The following is a 19223-nucleotide window of genomic DNA, read 5'->3' as shown; positions in this document are numbered from 1 at the left end:
GATGCGCTGACGCGCTCAGGGCGTCGAGATCAGCGAGCAGACCTGGATGCCGTCTTCCTGCGCACTCCGATGGCCGTCAACAGTGCCCCTACCGCCAACACCAACCCACCGATCGTGAGCAGCGGCGCAGGATCGGCACCGGTCACCGCGAGGTTTCCGACGGCGCCGTTCCCGCCCGCCGGCCCTCCGGGACCGTTCCCGGCCCCGCCATCGGTCGGCGGAGTCGATCCGCCGCCGGTTCCCGCGGCCTTCGGTACGACGGGACCTGAGATTGCCGACGGCACCGAGTCACCGACCGCGCTGTGCGCGATCACCGTCACCGTGTACGTCGCGCCGTTGACGAGGCCAGGGATTTCGCAGGACAGTTCCGTCGTGTCGCATGATGTCGCTGCGATGTGCGCCTGGGCACCGTCGACCTGTGTCGCGGTCGCCGTGTAACCGGTCACCGGAGTCTCTCCCGCCGATGCCTGCCAGTTGACGACGATCTTGGCGTCGCCGGCCGTCGGCTGCACTCCGGTCGGAGGCTCGGGCAGGACCGGAGCAGGTGGTTCGTCCTGAAGCAGCTCGACCTGGTCGATCGTCCAGAACGCACTGTTCTGGCCCGTGTAGTGGAACGAGAACTGCGCCGTTTCCGCACCGGCGGGCACCTCGAAGCCGAGCTTCTCGAAACGGTTGGTATCGACCTTGTACGACTTCAGAGACACCGCTGACGCACCGTCGAAGCTCACCAGTACTTCAGCGCTCTGCGGGCCATCGATGAAGTAGTTCGTGGCGAAAGACAGAGTTGCCGTCGGTGCGCCGTTGAGCGCAAGTTTCGGTCCGACGAGAGTCGAGTCGAATTGACCTGCGCCGTGCGACCTGTCGTCCCATTCGTCGGAATCGGCGACTGCGAAGACGTCGCGATTGCGCACGCTCGTCTCCCGCATCTGCCCGCCGTCTGTGGCCGTCCAGAACTCATCGGTCGCGAAACCCCACCCGCGCCATTCCGTCACGCCGCCGTCGGGCATTTTGGAGTTGTCGATGCTCCAGCCCTCGGGCGCCGTGTTGGTCCAGCCCAGGACGCCGTCGCCAGGTCGCGTTTCGTCGACCTGGCCTCGCAGCTGCGGACGCAGCGAGTCGAAGGCATCCGGAACGAGCGCGTCGAGCGGGCGCCCATCGAGGTCCCATCCGGCGTCGGTCGCGATCCCGTTGGCTCCCAGCACAAGTGGCGCGATGTCGACGATCTTCACATCGTGACGAGTGACGCCGGCGGGGATGCCGGGACCGGCAGCGATCACGAACGTCTTGCGCTCTGCGAGCGAGTTGCCCCCGTGACCGCCGGTCGGACGGTGGCCATGGTCAGCGGTCACGACCACCAGCCACTCCTCGTTGGCGTACGTCGGACGATTCCGGATCGCGTCCAGCATCTGGCCGATCTGCTGATCGGCGCGCTGAAGGGCTGTGGCATAGGCCGGACCGTTGGTGCCGACGGAGTGCCCCGCACCGTCGACCTCGTCGAGGTGGACGAATACGTTGTCGGGATTGCCGTTTCCCAAGTAGTCGACAGCGCGCTCGGTGGTGCCGTCGTCGTTGCCACCGGCCACGCGAAGATCCACAGCAGAGCCGAACACGATCTCCGGAATCGGCGTCCAGGTTCCGACCACGAGGTTCGATGCGGCAGGGTCTGCGGCTTCAATCCGGGTGAGGTAATCGGGGTACCCGGCGAAGTTCGGATCGGTGAAGTTGTTGTCGACGACGTTGTGCTTATCCGGCCACACGCCGGTGGCGATCGAAGACCAGCCCGCTCCGGAAACGGTTCCCGCCATCGGGTTTGCGAACAGGTTGCTCGCTGAGGTCGTTCCTCGTTCACGCAGATCCGTGAGGTTCGCCATCGAGGCGGGGGCGAGGAAATCGAAACTCGCCCCGTCGATGCCGATGACGAGGGTCTTGGTGGTGTGCGTACCGTCTGGCAGGCCTTCGTGCTCGGCTGCATGTGCGGCCGTGGGCACGGACACCGCGAGAGCTGTGGCGATGAGTCCTGCCGAAGTCGCGCACAGGGCGCGTCGGAACCGGGGCATGGATGTCTCCGTCTTTGAGAGTTGGGGGCGGCCGCAAGGTTGGTGCCGCAGCTACAGTCTCCCGGTGAAAGGTATACAACTGTCAGATACTCGAAAGTTGTCGATATACGTTTGGGTACCGTTCAGAGACCAACGCACCACGACGGCTCCGGCCCGGTGAACGACTCCTGCGCGCAGACCAGAGGCGGGTGCGAGCGTACGCTCGCACCCGCCTCTGGGTTGGTTCGTCTACGGGTCCGGCCCGGTGAGTCTCAGCGGACGAAGACGCCGGCGAGGGTCTTCTTGCCTCGTCGAAGCACGGATACACCGCCGGGAAGAGACCCCTGCACCGTCGCCGCCTCGTCTTCGACGCGTTCGCCGTCGAGCGAGACACCACCCTGCGCGATCGCCCGGCGTGCTTCGGAGATGCTCGACACGAGTTCGGTCGCGACGAGCGCTTCGACCACCGGTGTCTCCGCCGCGACGCTGGCGTTCGGGAGCTCCTCGAGCGCCGTCCTCAGCGTTGCTGCATCCAGCGCCGACAGATCGCCCTGCCCGAACAGCGCCTCGGATGCCGCGATGACCGCGGCGGCCGCGTCGACGCCGTGCACGGTGGCGACGACCTCGAGCGCGAGTCGCTTCTGCGCTGCCCGGCGGAACGGCTCGGATGCGACGAGCACCGCGTACTCCTCGATCTCGGCCCGACTCAGGAAGGTGAAGACCTTCAGACGGTCGATCACGTCGGTATCCGCCGTGCTCAGCCAGAACTGGTACATCCGGTACGGGCTGCACATCTCGGCATCCAGCCAGATCGCGTTGCCCTCGCTCTTGCCGAACTTGGTGCCGTCGCTGTTCGTGATCAGCGGGGTGCCGATCGCGTGCGCGGAGACGCCTTCGGAGCGACGGATCAGATCGGTGCCGCTGGTCAGGTTCCCCCACTGGTCGGAGCCACCGGTCTGCAGCACGCAGTCGTACTGCCGGTACAACTCGAGGAAGTCCATCCCCTGCAGGATCTGGTAGCTGAACTCGGTGTAGCTGATGCCTTCGTCGGAGTTCAGGCGCGCGGCGACCGCATCCTTCTTCAGCATGGTGCCGACGCGGTAGTGCTTGCCGATCTCGCGCAGGAAGTCGATCGCCGACATCGGCGCGGTCCAGTCGAGGTTGTTCACGATCCGGGCGGCGTTGTCACCGTCGAAGCTGAGGTAGCGCTCGACCTGTGTGCGGAGGCGCCCCACCCACTCCTCGACCGTCTCGCGCGTGTTCAGCGTGCGCTCGGCCGTCGGCCGCGGGTCGCCGATTAGGCCGGTCGAGCCGCCGACGAGCCCGAGCGGCTTGTGGCCGGCCAGCTGAATCCGGCGCAGCGTCAGCAGCTGCACGAGGTTGCCCAGGTGCAGGCTCGGCGCGGTCGGATCGAAACCGCAGTAGTACGTGATCGGGTCTCCCGCGAGCAGGGCGCGCAGCGCCTCCTGGTCGGTGGACACGTGTACGAGTCCGCGCCACACGAGTTCATCCCACACGTTGTCGAACGTGGGGTCGATCGCGGGTTCAGCGGTCGTCAGAGCGGGATGTGACACGCGCACCAGGCTATCAGCGCGCCGAACCTCAGCTGTGCGCCGCCCACCAGACCAAGAATGCCGAGCCGAGTGCCATGACCCAGCTCACCAGGCTTCCGACGAGGAAATACTCGGCGCGAGCGCCGGTCTCGCCGTCGCGGGAGATCTCTGGGAAACGCACGATGCCCTTGGCGGCTAGCATCGCGGCGAGGATCGGATACGCCGCGGCAAGAGTCAGGATCAGCACGAGCATCCGCTCCAAGGGGCCGATCAGACGACCTCCCTTGAATCCGGCACGCGGATCGCTCAGAGATGAGGTCGCCTCTTCTGCGCCGGCATCCGAGGATGCGACCTCTGTCCCGTCGGCGGTGATCACGGCTTCGGCGGTGGTCACCGGCTCCACAGAAGTCTCGACTTCGGCGGTGGCCACGACGACCGTCTCGGTCACGGGGTCGGCCGGGCGCCACGTGTGCTCACCATCGAGCGCGGCGCGCACCACGAGGTTCGCGGACTCGAGGAGGAAGACTCCCACACCCAGCACGAGCATGGCCAGGTCGAACGAGACCTCGCCGAACGGCGAACGCAGAGTCCAGACCTCGCCGATCAGCCCGGCATCCTGGCGAGCTCCGAACCAGACGACCGCGCCGACAGCCAGGACACCGAGCAGCACGGCCGGCCAGAATCCCAGGGGGGCTCGCCGATCGTCCGGCATGGACCACACCCAGAGGGCGCCGACGACGAGTGAGGCAGCCATGGGCAGCAGCGCATCGCTGACGCTGCCCAGCAGAAGCAGCGCCACGACGACGACCAGATAGCCGATCCAGCGCCGTGGGGCGAACTGGCGAACCAGGTCGGCTGCACCGACGGCCAGAAGGATGAATCCGGCGACGATCATGCGGACTCTCCTCTGAGTGCGTTCAGTCCCTCGAGGATCGCAGCAGTCCCCGCGTTCCTCAGCGCCTTCGAGACGCTCGGCTGCGAGATGCCCTCTTCGATCGCGAGCTCGTGCTGCGACCGGCCGACCAGACGGCCGTAGCTCAGGCGCCGTTCGCGCTCGTTCATCGCCCCGACCAGTTCGTCGCGGACGAGGAGGTAGGCGTTGGATGCCGCGATCGTGCTCTCCATGACCTCATCCTGCCCCGGGGCTCCGACAATCCACGTCCGCGTGCGCGGCACGGCGCGTCCTTCCCGCGCGTGCACGGTCTCGATCGCCGTCCGCGCCGCGTACCAACCCGGGCCGTCGGCGAGTTCACCGTGCACCGAGGCGACGGGACGCACCTCCCCCACCCCGATGCCGAATCGGAAGCCGATGCCGTCGGGCAGGCGCAGCTGGATCATCAGGAGCGAAGTCATGGCATCTTCGAGATCGCGATAGACGCCCTGCTGCTCGTCCCCTACTGTGGGCGTCAACGGATGCGCCGCGAGGGGGAGATCCGCCTCGACCTGCGCGATGGTGTCATCGAGAACCCGTTGCGCGGCCGTGCGGTCATCGAGCTTGCGAGAGCCCACGATGTCGGCGAGTACGGCGATGACCATGTGATAACCGTATCACGAATAATCCACTACTTATGCCTTATTTGGCTATACTCTGGGAACATGCCTGAATCACAGATCATCCCCTGGTCCGACGGGACCTGGACCCATGCCCCCGCCACGCAATCCGCGGACACCGCAGACCACCTCGACGTCACAGCCGTCGAGAGCAGCGATGCGTGGAGGCACACCGCCTACGGATTCGTGCACGACACCGAACATGCGCTGCTCGCCCCGCTCGCGGTCGGCGAGGCCATGGACGTCTCGTTCCGTGCACCCTGGGACGGACAGTTCGATCAGGCCGGCGTCTTCGTGAGGATCGATGACGAGCACTGGATGAAGGCGGGCATCGAATACGCCGACGACCACCTCGGTCTCGGCGCCGTCGTCACCGACATCCGATCGGATTGGTCGGTCGGCCACGTCGACGACTGGCACGAGAGCGAGATCACCGTGCGCGTCAGCCGATGGCCGGACGCCCTGATCGTGCGCGCCCGCGCAGGCGACGGCGAGTGGCGGCTGGTGCGGGTCGCACCGTTCGACGGGGATGCTCCTGCATCCGCCGGGCCGTTCCTCGCTGCTCCCACCCGCTCCGACTTCACCGTCCGCTTCACGCGCTGGGAGCGTTCTGTCGCCGACACGGCTCTGCACTGAGTCGCTGCAGACCCCAGTCGCGACAGACCGAGTGCCCTACAGCCCGAGCGCGTGCGCGGCCGCCTGCGCCCGCGCGACCAGCTCGGCGCGCTGCTCCGCGACCCGCACGGGTGCGGTGCCGCCGGCGCCGGTGCGCGATGCCACTGACCCTTCGATCGTGAGCACCTCGCGCACCTCCGGTACGAGGTGCGCCGAGACCGAGAGCAGCAGCTCATCGGAGGCATCCTCGAGCCCGATGCCCTGTTCCTCGCACGCACGCACGAGGGCGCCCGAGATCTCGTGGGCGTCTCGGAACGGGACCCGGCGCTTCACCAGCCACTCGGCGACGTCGGTCGCCAACGAGAAGCCCTGCGGTGCGAGCGCCGCCATCCGCTCCGTGTCGAACCGCAGCGTCGCGATCATCCCTGCGAATGCAGGGAGCACGACCTCGAGGGTCTGCACCGAGTCGAATACCGGTTCCTTGTCCTCCTGCAGATCGCGGTTGTACGCGAGCGGGAGACCCTTGAGCGTCGCCAGCAGACCGGAGAGATTGCCTATGAGGCGCCCCGACTTGCCACGGGCGAGCTCGGCGATGTCCGGGTTCTTCTTCTGGGGCATGATGCTCGACCCGGTCGAGTAGCCGTCATCGAGCGTGACGAAGCCGAACTCGCGGGTGTTCCAGAGGATGATCTCCTCGCTGAGCCGCGAGATGTCGACACCCGTCATCGCCGTGATGAAGGCGAATTCGGCCACCACGTCGCGCGCCGACGTGCCGTCGAGCGAGTTCTCCGCCGGACGGTCGAGACCCAGCTCTGTTGCCACCAGCGCAGGATCGAGCCCCAGCGTGGATCCCGCCAGCGCTCCCCCGCCGTAGGGCGAGACCCCGGCACGACGACGCCAGTCGACCAGGCGCTCGAGTTCGCGCACCAGCGGCCAGCCGTGCGCCTGCAGGTGGTGCGCCAGCAGCACCGGCTGGGCGTGCTGGAGGTGGGTGCGGCCGGGAAGGATCGCATCGGGGTGCGCCTCGGCCTGCGCGACGAGGGCATCGACGACGCGCAGAATATCGCGGGCGATCACGCGTGCGTGGTCGATGAGGTACATCCGCACCAGCGTCGCGATCTGGTCGTTGCGGCTTCGGCCGGCGCGCAGACGCCCGCCGAGTTCCGGACCGAGTTCGGCGATCAGAGCCTGCTCCAGGGCGCCGTGCACGTCCTCATCGCTCGGAGCCGGTTGCAGACTTCCGTTCTGCACCGAGCGGAGCACAGCATCCAGCCCCTCGTGCATCCGCTGCGCCTCGTCCGGCTCCAGATAACCGGCGGCAGCGAGCGCGGTCGCATGCGCGTGGGAGCCGGCGATGTCGTACGGCGCCAGGATCCAGTCGAAGTGCGTCGAGCGGCTGAGCTCCACCAGCTCCGGCGACGGCCCCGTCGCGAACCGGGCGCCCCAGAGCGCACCTTCGTTCGTGCCCTCGTGCTTCGCACCGGTCATCATGCGTCCTTCGTCTTACCGAGCAGCCAGACCAGCAGCGCCTTCTGCGCATGCAGCCGGTTCTCCGCCTCATCCCAGACCACGCTCTGCGGGCCGTCGATGACCTCGGAGTCCACCTCGTAACCGCGATCGGCGGGAAGACAGTGGATGAAGATCGCCTCGGAGTCGGCGAGGGCCATGGTGTCCGGCGTGACCTTGTAGGCGCCGAGGTCGCGGATCCGCGCGAGCTTCTCCTCCTCCTTGCCCATCGACACCCAGGTGTCGGTGACGACGACATCGGCTCCGATCGCAGCAGCGACCGGGTCGGTGAGGAGAGTGATCGAGCCACCCGTCTCGGCCGCGCGGCGCTCTGCGGCCTCGACGACATCGGCACGCGGAGCGTAGCCGGCCGGAGCGACGACCCGCACGTGCATCCCGGCCGTGACGCCCGCGAGGATGTACGAGTGCGACATGTTGCTCTGGCCGTCGCCGAAGAAGCTCAGCGTGAGTCCCTTGAGCTCACCCTTGTGCTCGCGGATCGTCAGAAGATCCGCAAGGAGCTGGCACGGGTGGAAGTCGTCGGAGAGCGCATTGATGACCGGCACCCTGGTGCCCCTGGCCATCTCCTCGAGCCCTGCCTGCGCATAGGTGCGCCAGACGATGGCCGCGACCTGGCGCTCGAGCACGCGCGCGGTATCGGAGGGCGTCTCCTTCCCGCCGAGCTGGCTGTTCGCCGTCGAGATGATCAGCGGAGAGCCGCCGAGGTCGGCGATGCCGACCGCGAACGAGACCCGGGTACGGGTCGAGGACTTGTCGAAGATCACCGCGACGGTCTGGGGGCCGGCGAGGCTCTTGTCGGCCCAGCGGTCCTTCTTCAGTTCGAGCGCGAGATCGAGGATCTCGGCCTGCTCGGCAGGAGTCAGGTCGTCATCGCGCAGCAGGTGGCGGGTGGTCATGCGTGAACCTTTCCGGTCTCGGGTGCGGATGCCGCGGCGGCGGATGCCTGGACATCGGCGAGTGCGGCGGCGAACAGCTCACGGAACTCGGCGATCTCGGCATCGCCGATGTTCAGCGCCGGTGCGATCCGCACGGTTTCGGGATTGGCCGCGTTGATGATCAGGCCGCGCTCCTGGGCGGCGGCGACGACGTCGCCGGCCACCGGCTGCGTGAGGCCGACGCCGATGAGGAGTCCGCGACCGCGGACGCCGTCGATCAGCGGCGAGCCGATCCCCTCGATGACGGCTCGCAGCTCCTCGCCGCGTCGTGCGGCGTTGTCGACGAGGCCCGCGTGCTCGATCTCGGCGAGCACAGCGTCGGCGACGGCCGTCGCCAGCGGGTTTCCGCCGAAGGTCGAGCCGTGCGAACCGGGCGTGAACAGCGCGCTGGCCGCACCGAACGTGACCAGAGCACCGATCGGGAACCCACCGCCGATCCCCTTCGCCAGGGTGATCGCGTCCGGCGTGATGCCGTCATGACTGAACCCGAACCAGGCCCCGGTACGACCGGCGCCCGTCTGGATCTCGTCGACGATGAGGAGGGCGCCGTGCTTCAGCGTGAGCGAGCGTGCCGCAGCGAGGTATCCCTCCGGCAGTTCTACGACACCGGCCTCGCCCTGGATGGGTTCGACGATCACCGCAGCGACGCGGTCGTCGATCGCCGCTTCGAGCGCCTCCACGGTCGCGGGAATGTGCTCGACGCCGCCGGGCATCGGCTCGAACGGCGCACGCATGGTGGCTTTCGCGGTGAGGGCGAGCGATCCCATGGTGCGACCATGGAAGCCGTTCTCCAGGGCGATGATGCGCGGGCGTTCCGTCCCCCCGTGCAGGCGCGCGAGCTTGAATGCCGCCTCGTTCGCCTCGGCACCGGAGTTGGAGAAGAACACGCGCCCGTCGATCCCCGCGCCGGCGAGGCGCTTGAGCCGAGCGGCGAGCGCGAGCTGCGGCGGAGTCGCGAAGTAGTTCGAGACGTGAGCGAGAGTGGCCGCCTGCTTCGAGATGGCCTCGACGAACACCGGGTGCGCATGTCCGAGCGACGTCACGGCGATGCCGGCGAGGAAGTCGAGGTGGCGTCGGCCGTCGGCGTCCCACAGGTAGGAGCCTTCGCCACGCGTGAGCAGCGCGAGACGCGGCCCCGCGTTGAGGACCAGATCGCTCGCCGCGTCATCCTGCCAATTACTCATGCCGATACCCCGTTCGCTGCCATGACCACTTCTGTTCCGATTCCTTTGCTCGTGAAGAGTTCGACGAGCACCGAGTGGGGCACTCGCCCATCGATGATGGCCGCCGCGTCCACTCCTCCCTCGACAGCGTCGAGGCAGGCCCGCATCTTCGGGATCATCCCCGACTCCAGCTTGGGCAGCATGCTGATGAGCTCGGTCGAGGTGAGATGAGAGACCAGCGAATCCCGGTTGGGCCAGTCCGCGTACAAGCCGGGCACGTCGGTGAGGATGACGAGCTTGGCGGCATCCAGGGCGATCGCCAATGCGGACGCCGCGGCATCCGCATTCACGTTCAGCGATTGTCCCGGGTGATCGAGATCGGGGGCGATGCTGGAGACGACCGGGATGCGACCGGCAGCGAGGTGATCGAGCACCGGCGTCGGATCCACCTCCACGACGTCGCCGACGCGTCCGAGATCGATCTCTTCGCCGTCGATAATGACGCCGCGGCGGCGGCCGCCGAACAGGCCCGCGTCCTCACCGCTGAGACCGGTGGCGATCGGACCGTGCGAATTGATCTTCGCGACGAGCTGCGGGTTCACCTGGCCGGTGAGCACCATCCGTACGACGCTGATCGCCTCGGTGTTGGTGACCCGGTAGCCGCCCTTGAACTCGCTGGGGATGTCCAAGCGCTCGAGCATGTCGGAGATCTGCGGCCCGCCACCGTGCACGACGACCGGCTGCACGCCGACGTAACGCAGATAGGCGATGTCCTGTGCGAATGCTTCCTGCAGCTCATCGGAGATCATGGCGTTGCCGCCGTATTTGATGACGACGATCTGGTCGCGGAACTTCTTCAGCCACGGGAGCGACTCGATGAGCGTCGAGGCCTTGACGGCGGCGACGTCCGGCGTGGTGTCCTGGATGTCGGTCATGAGGCGTACGCGCTGTTCTCGTGCACGTAATCGTGGGTGAGGTCGTTGGTGAGGATCGTTGCCGACGCATCGCCGACCTTCAGGTCGATCACGAGGTGCGTCGCGCGCGGCGTGAGGTCGACCTCTTCGCGGGGGCGATCGGGACCGCCCTGCGAGCACACCCGGACGCCGTTCATCGAGACGTCGACGTCGTACGGATCGAACTGCGCGTTGGTGGTGCCGATCGCCGCGAGCACGCGCCCCCAGTTCGGGTCGTTGCCGAAGATCGCCGCCTTGAACAGGTTGTTGCGGGCGACGGAGCGTCCGACTTCGACGGCATCCTGCTCGGATGCCGCATTCCGGACCTCGATCGTGATGTCGTGACTCGCGCCCTCCGCGTCGCCCTGCAGCTTCACGGAGAGTTCGAGGCAGAGGTCGATGAGCGCCTGGGTGAAGTCCTCGAGGCCCGGGACGACGCCGCTCGCGCCGTTCGCGAGCAGTGTGACCTGGTCGTTCGTCGACATGCAGCCATCGGAGTCGAGGCGGTCGAACGTCTGCCCGGTGGCGCGGCGGAGCGCCGCGTCGGCCTCGAGCGGCTCGAGGACGGCATCGGTGGTGAGAACGACGAGCATCGTTGCGAGGCCCGGTGCCAGCATGCCGGCACCCTTCGCCATGCCGCCGATGGTCCAGCCGTCGCGCGTGATCGTCGCCGTCTTCGACACCGAGTCGGTTGTCATGATCGCCTCGGCTGCGGATTGACCGCCGTCCGCGCTGAGTTCGGCGATCGCGTGGGCGGTGCCGGTGAGCACCTTCGCACGGAACACTTCGTCGCCGACCCCGATCAGTCCCGTGGAGCAGATCAGCACGTCACCGGCGCTGACGCCGAGCATCTCGGCCGCCTTCTCCGCGGTCTGGTGCGTCGTCTGGAACCCGAACGTTCCGGTGAAGCAGTTCGCTCCTCCGGAGTTGAGGACGACCGCCTCGACGACGCGGTCCGCGACGGCCTGCTGCGACCAGATGATCGGGTTCGCCTTCGCGCGGTTGCTCGTGAAGACAGCAGCGCCGACCTTGCGCGGACCGCGGTTCACGACCACAGCGACATCGGGCTTGCCGGTGGACTTGAGACCGGCGGCGACGCCGGCGGCTTCGAATCCTTGGGGTGCGGTCACGCTCATGGTGCGACTCCGTTGATTGAGAGGGCGCGGTCCTCGGGCAGACCGAGCGCGAGGTTCATGGACTGGATGGCTGCTCCCGCGGTGCCCTTGACGAGATTGTCGACGGCGGTGACCACGGTCACGCGATTGGCTGCCCGGTCGATGGCGAGACCGATCAGGGCGGTGTTCGCGCCGAGCACGTCGGCGGTGCGTGGGAAACGGCCCTCCGGCAACAGCTGCACGAAGGTCTCATCGCCGTAGGCACTCTCCCACGCGGCGCGGATCTCAGCGTCGGTGGCTCCGGGCTTGATCGGCGCGGTCGACGTCGCGAGGATGCCGCGAGACATCGGCACCAGGACCGGCGTGAAGGAGATGCGGATGCTCTCGGGGTCCGCTCCGCTGGATGCGGCGAGAGCCTGGCGGATCTCCGGGATGTGCCGGTGCGTCCCACCGACCGCGTAGGGGTTCGCGGTGCCGAGGACCTCGCTGGCGAGCAGGTTCTGCTTGAGGCTCTTGCCCGCTCCGGATGGGCCGACCGCGAGGACGGAGACGATGTCACCGGGATCGATGACGCCCGCGGCGACACCTGGTGCGAGACTCAGGCTCACCGTGGAGGCGTTGCAGCCGGGCGCCGCGATCCGGGTCGCGTGGCGCAGAAGCTCGCGCTGCTTGACGCCGTCCACGAGGAGCTCGGGGACGCCGTAGCTCCACGGCTCGTGGAATGCGCCCCCGTAGAAGGCATCCCAGGCCGCCTCGGAGGTCAGGCGGTGATCGGCACCGGCGTCGATGACGAGCGGGGTGTCGCCCAGCGCATCGGTGTACTGCCCGGACTGGCCGTGCGGGAGAGCGAGGAACACGATGTCGTGACCGGAGAGGATCTCCGGCGTCGTGTCCTGCAGAGTGAGGTGAGCGAGCGAGCGCAGGTGCGGCTGATGATCGATCAGCGGCTGACCGGCATTCGAATGCGCGGTCACGGTACGGATGTCGATGTCGGGATGACCGGCGAGAAGGCGCAGAATCTCGCCGCCCGCATAGCCGGATGCGCCGGAGACGGCGACGGTGTACGTCATGCTTCTACCTTAACGGTCGGGGTCGGATGAGCCGGAGCGGCGACACCGGCACTCGACTGCCATCGGGCAGGAGCGCGGGGTCGCCTAGAGTCGGCGGTCGGACCGGCGTCGGCGCACCGAAACGACGCTCGGAACGAGCGTCAGTGAAGCGGATGCGGCCGAAGGCATGCCTGGACGATAGCGCGCGCTCGGCAGCATCCGCAAATCAGCAGCGTCATCGAGACGCGCAGCGCTCCATCGGCGCGTCGAAGAACGCCCGTTCATGACGGGAGGAAAGCTCGAACGCGCGGAACATCCGGGCGCGGGCGTCCGGGCCCACCCCCGCGGCGGCGTTCGCGACGTACCCGATCGCCCGCCGATTCGCTTCCTCGAACGCAGGGTCCGCGTACGTGGCGAGCCACGACGCGTAGGGATGCTGCGGGTTGCGCGCATAGGCACCGAACTCCCCCGCGTGCAGGCGCTTCCCGAGATCGGTGTACAGCCAGAAGCAGGGCAGGATCGCGGCGATGAGTTCGGCGTAATCACCGCCGAACGCGGTGGATCGCAGGTGGTCGAGATACGCGGTGGTGGCCGGTGCCGGCTCCGCCGCGAACGTCGACGTACCGACGCCTGTCTGCGGGGACAGCCACGAAGCGTGCAGCTCCAGTTCACCCACGATGGCTCCGTGCGCGGACTGCGCCCAGAACGCCTGTTCTTCGGAGGTCGGCGCAAGCCGTCCGGCCTGGGCGAGCACTCGGGCGTATTCCCGGAGGTAGAGCGCGTCCTGGCCGAGATAGAACAGGAAGGGTTCGCGGGACAGTGTGCCGTCGGCGAGACCGCCGATGAAGGGCAGCGCGTCGATGTCCGATCTGATCTCCGCGATCCGCGCCCACCAGTCGGCGACGACCTCCTCGGGTATCGGGGACGACACGACGCCTCCTCGTCGCCAGAGCCCGGCGAAGTGGCTGATCGGCCCCTGCCCGCCTCCGACCTTGAGGGTCTCGCTCTCACGGAGGGATTCGCGCACCCACGCACGGGACACCGCGACCGCCTGGGACCAGTCGTCGCCGTGCGCACGTCGTGTGGCGAGAGCGGACGACAGCGAGCATCCGGTGCCGTGGGTGTTCACCGTCGCGATCCGTGCACCGCCGAACTCGTGTACGACGCCGCCCGGCTCGACGAGGGCATCCGGGGACTCGTCGCCGGGAAGGTGCCCGCCCTTGACCAGCACCGCCGCACCGGTCTCATCGGACAGCGCCACGGCCGCGGCGATCGCGTCGCTCCAGTCGACGATGTCCCGATCAGTGAGCACCCCGAGCTCGATGAGGTTCGGCGTGATCAGGTGCGCCTGAGCGAACAGGGCGCGCAATGCGACCTCCGCATCGGCATCGAGCAGTCGGTCGCCGCTTGTGGCGACCATCACCGGATCGACGACGACCACCGGCGGACGGGTGACCGTGAGCCAGGCCAGCACCGTGCGGATGACTTCGGCGTTCGCGAGCATCCCGATCTTGACGGCATCGATCTCGATGTCGTCGGAGACGGCATCGAGCTGCTCCCGGAGGAACACAGTCGGCGGCACGTGCACTGCGCGGACACCCCGAGTGTTCTGCGCCGTGAGCGCGGTGAGGACGGCCATGCCATAACCGCCGTTCGCGGCGATGGACTTGAGGTCGGCCTGGATTCCGGCCCCGCCGGAAGGGTCGCTGCCCGCGATGCTGAGCACCCGAGGTACGGACGCTGGACGCAGAAGATCGCTCATTGCGACATCCCTTCGCTAGTACGAACTAGATCAGGTTCGACGGGTGTGTTCTCAGCCGCGGATGCGGCACCCCGTGTCACTGCTCGCAGTCTATGTGACCAGCTCTTCGAGGCCGGGCAGAACCGGGATCGTCCACGTCGATTCCGGACGCCAGCGCACCCACTCGCGATCGAACGGCCAGTCCCCTTCGTGGAACGAGGTGATCGCCGCATCCGCGTGACGCTCGATCTGCGCGGCCTGTTCTCTGGTGAGGCGCCCCTGCTCGACGCAGGCGGCCAACTCGTCCTCGTCCTTGAGATGGATCGTGCCATCGGCCTCGATCTCGACGTCGAGGATGTGGTCGGAGGAGTACGTATCGCGGTCGGTGCGCAGATGCGCGTTCTCGAGGTTCACGTACCAGCCCGCGAACTCCCAGTCGTCGCCCGTCGTGTCGCTCCAGAACAACCAGATCGACCAGGGCAGGCCGGCCGGAGCGATCCGCACGACTCCGTTGCCCCACCACTCCTCGACGATGCGGGTCCGGGTGACGAGCCAGCGCTGGTCGAGCGGTACGGACCGGATACGCCGACCGTCCGGCCCGCCCTGACCCTCTACACGCGTGCCCGCGGCGAGCCAGGCGACGAGACCCCGATCGTCATCGCGGACCACCCGCATCGGCGCGATGTACGACGGATCGCCGGGCTGCCACCCGGGCCGGCGGTAGTGCCAGTTGACGACCTCGCCTGCACTCAGGAACGGCCCTTCGCCCATCGGCCGGGCGCCTTCCGGCACGGCGGCCGGGGTACTGCGCGGAAGGATGCTCATCCCGGCACGATACCCCCGGCTCGCCGCTGCGCAGTACTCAGTCGCGCAGTGTCGCCGCGAAGCGCTCCTCAGCCAGCGCGACGCCGGCGAGTTTGGCTTCCGTCGCCTCTGCGGCCGTGAGAGTGCGATCGTCCGCGCGGAAGCGCAGAGCAAACGTCAGGCTCTTGAAACCGTCGGGCACTCCGTCACCGCGGTAGTCGTCGACGAGGCGCACCGTCTCGAGCAGCGCGCCAGCGCCCTCCACGAGCGCGCCACGCAGTTCGGCAGCGCTGACGGCGACCGGGACCACGAGCGAGACATCCTGCGTCGCTGCGGGGAACGTCGACAGCGATGCGGCGACCACACGGTTCCCAGCGAGCTCGAGGATGCGGTCGAGGTCCACCTCGAGCACGGTCGCGCGCCCCGGCAGGTCGGCGCCTTCGGCGACGACAGGATGCAATTCGCCGACGTAGCCGACCTCTTCGCCACCCAGGACCAGCGAGCCGGTGCGCCCCGGGTGCAGAGCAGCGCGCTCGGCCTGCACGACATCGATCTCGACGCCGGCGGCCGCGGCGATCACACGCACGGCATCCAGCGCTTCGGCGAGGCCAGCGGCCTCTGCAGCACGGCCGGGCTGACGGGCGACGACGTTGCCGGTGAGCAGAGCCGCGATGTGACGATGCTGCGGTGGGATGGAGGCGTTCAGCTCTGCGAGCTTCTCCTCGGAGGGGCGCTCGCCCAGCGGCGGGACCGTGTCGGTGCCGTACGTCACTCCGGGCTCCGGGAGAAACACGATGCCGGTCTCGAACAGCGCGAGGTCAGTGAGGCCGCGCGAGATGTTGCGGTGCGCGATCTGCAGCAGACCAGGGATCAGCGAGCGGCGCAGGTACGGCGCCTGCCCGTCGAGCGGGTTTGCCAGACGGATGCTCGGCAGGTGCTCCCCCGACGCCGAACCGTGCAGATCGTTCTGCATCTCGGTCGTGAAGGGGAAGGCCGGCGTCTCGACGAACCCTGCCGCTGCCAGCGCATCGGCGACACGGCGTCGGCCCTGCTGCAGCGGCGTGAGTCCGCGCCCGGATGGCGGCGTCGGAAGGACCGACGGGATGCGGTCGAGCCCGTGGATACGGGCGACTTCCTCGGCGAGCGTCCACTTGTCGGTGAGATCCGGACGCCAGGTGGGCGGGATGACCTGCCAGCCCTGGCCGACCGCGGTGATCTCGGCGCCGACCATGGTCAAGGCACCCGTGATCTCGGCATCCGTGTAGTCGACGCCGATGAGACCTTGCACGAAGCCCTCGGGGAGCTCGATGCCCTCGACGAACACCTCGGCGAACAGCGCACCGCCGAGGTCGTCGTATGCGCCACCGGCCAGGTCGACCATGAGGTCGGCGACGCGACGAGCGGCGACGAAGGGAAGCAGCGGGTCGGTTCCGCGCTCGAAGCGGCGGGATGCCTCGCTGGGCAGCTTGTGCCGTCGGGCCGCGCGCGCGATCGTGATCGGGTCGAAGGTCGCCGCTTCGATGAGGACGTTGCGAGTCGTCTCGCTCATCTCGGTGGTTGCGCCGCCCATGACGCCGGCGAGGCCGATCGGGCCGGACTCGTCCGTGATGAGCAGGTCTTCGACGTGAAGGGCGCGCACCTGACCGTCGAGGGTCTCGATCTTCTCGCCCGCCGTCGCCCGACGCACGGTGATGCCACCGGTGAGCTTGTCGAGGTCGTAACCGTGCACGGGGTTGCCGAGCTCGAGCATGACGTAGTTGGTGATGTCGATGAGGATGCCGAGCGAGCGCATCCCGGCCAGCGACAGCCGGGCGATCATCCACGGCGGCGTCGGACGGGACGGGTCGACGTCGCGCACGACGCGCGCCACGAACTCACTCGCCCCAGCGCGTCCGCGGATCGGCGCCTGGTCGTCGACGACGATCGAGAAGCCGTCTCCCGGCGCGAGTTCGGCGAAATCGCGTTCGGCCGGGTCGCGGAAGACCGCACCCGTCGCGTGCGAGTACTCCCGGGCGACGCCGCGCAGCGAGAAGGCGTAACCGCGGTCCGGGGTGACGTTGATCTCGACGGCGACGTCGTCGAGACCGAGCAGCGAGATCGCGTCGGTGCCGACAGGCGCGTCGACGCCCAGCTCGGAGAGGATCAGGATCCCGTTGTGCTCGTCGCCGAGACCGAGCTCACGCGCCGAGGCGATCATGCCGTCGGAGACGTGGCCGTAGGTCTTGCGGGCAGCGATCGGGAACGGGCCGGGCAGCACGGCGCCGGGCAAGGTCACGACGACCTTGTCGCCGACGGCGAAGTTATGGGCACCGCAGACGACGCCACGCGGCTCTGCCTCGCCGACATCGACCTGGCACCAGCGGATCGTCTTGCCGTTGGACTGCGGCTCATCATCGAAGGACACCACCTGTCCGACGACGACAGGACCGGTGATATCGAAGCGGTGGATGTCCTCCTCTTCGAAGCCGACGGTCACCAATGCCGCGAGGACATCTTCAGGAGTGGCATCCGCTGCCACATCCACGTACTCACGCAACCACGAAAGCGGGACGCGCATCACACCACCATCCCGAACTGCTCGCTGAAGCGCACATCGCCCTCGGCCATGTCACGCATGTCCTGCACATCGCTGCGGAACATCAGGCCGCGCTCGATGCCCATGCCGAAGGCGAAACCGCTGTACTCCTCCGGATCGATCCCCGCCGCGCGCAGCACGTTCGGGTTGATCATGCCGCAGCCACCCCACTCGATCCACCGTGCGCCCCCCTTGAAGGTCGGGTGCCAGAGGTCGAGCTCGGCGGACGGCTCGGTGAAGGGGAAGTAGTTCGTGCGGAAGCGCGTCTTCGCCTCCGGGCCGAACAGCAGCTTCGCGAAGTGATCGAGGGTGCCCTTAAGGTGAGCCATCGTGATGCCCTTGTCGACGACGAGACCCTCAAACTGGGTGAACACCGGGAGGTGCGTCGCATCGAACTCGTCCGTGCGGTACACGCGGCCGGGGCACAGCACATAGATCGGAACCTCGCGGTCGAGCATCGACCGCACCTGCACGGGACTCGTATGCGTACGCATGACGAGATGGCGATCGGCCGGGTCGACGAAGAAGGTGTCCTGCATCTGGCGTGCGGGGTGATCGACGTCGAAGTTCAGGGCGTCGAAGTTGAACCACTCATGCTCGAGCTCCGGCCCCTCCGCGATCTCCCATCCCATGCCGACGAAGATGTCGGAGACCTGGTCCTGCAGCAGGGTGAGCGGATGCCGAGCACCGACGCGCGTACGGGAGGCGACCGCGGTGATGTCGACGCGCTCCGCCTCCAGTCGAGCGGCGACCTCGGCCTCGGCGAGTTCGGCTTCCTTGGCAGCGAGAGCCTGGGTCACCTGACCTCGGCCCTGACCGACGAGCTTGCCGAATGCGGCCTTGTTCTCGGGGGCGACCTGGCGCATCGACGCGTTCAGGACCGCCAGCGGCGAGCCTTCCGCCACGTGCGCGGCACGGGCCGCCTTCAACTCGGTCGTACTGGCCGTGGCGCGGATCGCATCGAGCGCCGCGGCGACGGCGGCTTCGACCGCTTCTGGGGTGATCTCGGGAGACTCAGACACGAGAGTCGAGTCTACCGGGGACTGCATCGCGCCCTGTGCGCTCCCCTGTCGGACCTGGCCTCAGAGCGGACCGTACATGGGCGTGGCGTGGTCGGGCTTCCAGGACAGCCGATCTTCCTCGAGCCGGGCACGCAGTGCGGCGTCCGTCATCGCTCGATGACGGAACGATTCGCGGCCGCGGCCGAGCACACCGGCCGGCACGACGAATGCGGAGACGAGGAACAGGAGGATCGCGACGTTCACGACGATCAGGCCGAAGAATCGGCCCGTACTGACCATGGCCACGACCATCAGGGCGGTGACCGGAAGGTAGATCACCAGGGCGGCGCTGATGCCGGCGCGGAGCCGGGCCGGTCCACGCACGCTGCGCAGGCGTCCCGTGTCAGGGATCCGACGCTGCGCGCGGACTAGGAAGAGCGTGCACAGGCCGGCGAGCAGGACTCCCCCGCCGATGAGCGGGGCGCTCGAGATCCGACCGGTGACGAGGAGGAGTATGAGCCCGACCATAGCCGCGGAAACGCCGACGCTGATACCACCCGCCCAGGCTCCGGCCCTTGCCGCTTGAGTGTCAGCGAGGGCCCGCA

The 19223-nt window shown here is 68.0% G+C and carries 16 protein-coding genes and 1 riboswitch; of the genes, 1 reads left to right on the top strand and 15 read right to left on the bottom strand.

All coding sequences use genetic code 11. From position 1 onward, the window contains the following. Nucleotides 1–29 precede the first annotated feature (29 nt). The 4 genes from LTA6_RS13460 to LTA6_RS13445 all read right to left on the bottom strand — a co-directional run bounded on the left by LTA6_RS13460 (nucleotide 30) and on the right by LTA6_RS13445 (nucleotide 5125). On the bottom strand, nucleotides 30–2057 hold the full coding sequence (locus tag LTA6_RS13460; protein ID WP_407358058.1) for an alkaline phosphatase family protein: 2028 nt from the start codon (nucleotides 2055–2057) through the stop codon (nucleotides 30–32). A 251-nt stretch (nucleotides 2058–2308) separates the two neighbouring features. Continuing rightward, on the bottom strand, nucleotides 2309–3610 hold the full coding sequence (gene tyrS, locus LTA6_RS13455; protein WP_407358057.1) for a tyrosine--tRNA ligase: 1302 nt from the start codon (nucleotides 3608–3610) through the stop codon (nucleotides 2309–2311). A gap of 28 nt (nucleotides 3611–3638) precedes the next feature. Then, entirely contained in the window at nucleotides 3639–4484 is an 846-nt protein-coding gene (locus LTA6_RS13450) for a hypothetical protein (protein ID WP_407358056.1), read from the bottom strand. Beyond that, nucleotides 4481–5125, bottom strand: a complete 645-nt coding sequence (locus LTA6_RS13445; protein WP_407358055.1) for a SatD family protein — start codon at nucleotides 5123–5125, stop codon at nucleotides 4481–4483. Before LTA6_RS13445 ends, LTA6_RS13450 begins: the two co-directional genes overlap by 4 nt. 60 nt (nucleotides 5126–5185) lie before the next feature. Here LTA6_RS13445 and LTA6_RS13440 point away from each other — a divergent pair, with 60 nt between their 5' ends. Next, entirely contained in the window at nucleotides 5186–5776 is a 591-nt protein-coding gene (locus LTA6_RS13440) for a DUF1349 domain-containing protein (protein ID WP_341974255.1), read from the top strand. 36 nt (nucleotides 5777–5812) lie between these two features. On the opposite strand, the gene argH is transcribed toward LTA6_RS13440, so the two are convergent. The 11 genes from argH to LTA6_RS13385 form a co-directional block, all read right to left on the bottom strand. Next, nucleotides 5813–7243 (bottom strand): argininosuccinate lyase, encoded by a 1431-nt coding sequence (argH, locus tag LTA6_RS13435; protein WP_341974254.1) that lies wholly within the window; start codon nucleotides 7241–7243, stop codon nucleotides 5813–5815. Continuing rightward, on the bottom strand, nucleotides 7243–8178 hold the full coding sequence (gene argF, locus LTA6_RS13430) for an ornithine carbamoyltransferase (protein ID WP_341974253.1): 936 nt from the start codon (nucleotides 8176–8178) through the stop codon (nucleotides 7243–7245). The genes argH and argF overlap by 1 nt, the downstream gene beginning before the upstream one ends. Then, nucleotides 8175–9401, bottom strand: coding sequence for an acetylornithine transaminase (locus tag LTA6_RS13425; protein WP_341974252.1), 1227 nt, complete (start codon nucleotides 9399–9401; stop codon nucleotides 8175–8177). Before LTA6_RS13425 ends, argF begins: the two co-directional genes overlap by 4 nt. Beyond that, nucleotides 9398–10315 carry an acetylglutamate kinase gene (gene argB / locus LTA6_RS13420; protein WP_341974251.1) on the bottom strand — a complete coding sequence of 306 codons (918 nt, stop codon included), beginning with the start codon at nucleotides 10313–10315 and terminating at the stop codon, nucleotides 9398–9400. The genes LTA6_RS13425 and argB overlap by 4 nt, the downstream gene beginning before the upstream one ends. Beyond that, nucleotides 10312–11469, bottom strand: a complete 1158-nt coding sequence (argJ, locus tag LTA6_RS13415) for a bifunctional glutamate N-acetyltransferase/amino-acid acetyltransferase ArgJ (RefSeq protein ID WP_341974250.1) — start codon at nucleotides 11467–11469, stop codon at nucleotides 10312–10314. Before argJ ends, argB begins: the two co-directional genes overlap by 4 nt. Next, on the bottom strand, nucleotides 11466–12518 hold the full coding sequence (gene argC, locus LTA6_RS13410; protein ID WP_341974249.1) for an N-acetyl-gamma-glutamyl-phosphate reductase: 1053 nt from the start codon (nucleotides 12516–12518) through the stop codon (nucleotides 11466–11468). Before argC ends, argJ begins: the two co-directional genes overlap by 4 nt. A 214-nt stretch (nucleotides 12519–12732) precedes the next feature. Next, entirely contained in the window at nucleotides 12733–14259 is a 1527-nt protein-coding gene (locus tag LTA6_RS13405) for a bifunctional hydroxymethylpyrimidine kinase/phosphomethylpyrimidine kinase (protein WP_341974248.1), read from the bottom strand. Continuing rightward, nucleotides 14250–14343: riboswitch (TPP riboswitch) on the bottom strand. Its footprint overlaps the gene before it by 10 nt. A 6-nt stretch (nucleotides 14344–14349) precedes the next feature. After that, nucleotides 14350–15063, bottom strand: a complete 714-nt coding sequence (locus LTA6_RS13400; RefSeq protein ID WP_341974247.1) for a DUF402 domain-containing protein — start codon at nucleotides 15061–15063, stop codon at nucleotides 14350–14352. 37 nt (nucleotides 15064–15100) lie between these two features. Further along, nucleotides 15101–17599: a phenylalanine--tRNA ligase subunit beta gene (gene pheT, locus LTA6_RS13395; RefSeq protein WP_341974246.1), complete on the bottom strand. Its 2499-nt coding sequence runs from the start codon at nucleotides 17597–17599 to the stop codon at nucleotides 15101–15103. Then, nucleotides 17599–18639, bottom strand: a complete 1041-nt coding sequence (gene pheS / locus LTA6_RS13390) for a phenylalanine--tRNA ligase subunit alpha (RefSeq protein WP_341974245.1) — start codon at nucleotides 18637–18639, stop codon at nucleotides 17599–17601. The genes pheT and pheS overlap by 1 nt, the downstream gene beginning before the upstream one ends. A gap of 60 nt (nucleotides 18640–18699) precedes the next feature. After that, nucleotides 18700–19146 carry a hypothetical protein gene (locus tag LTA6_RS13385; protein ID WP_341974244.1) on the bottom strand — a complete coding sequence of 149 codons (447 nt, stop codon included), beginning with the start codon at nucleotides 19144–19146 and terminating at the stop codon, nucleotides 18700–18702. Between the last annotated feature and the right edge of the window lie 77 nt (nucleotides 19147–19223).

The organism is Microbacterium sp. LTA6 (assembly GCF_045690355.1).
GTDB lineage: Bacteria > Actinomycetota > Actinomycetes > Actinomycetales > Microbacteriaceae > Microbacterium.
Note: the sequence above shows the minus strand (reverse complement) of the source record. Positions and strands in the feature narration are given on the sequence as shown.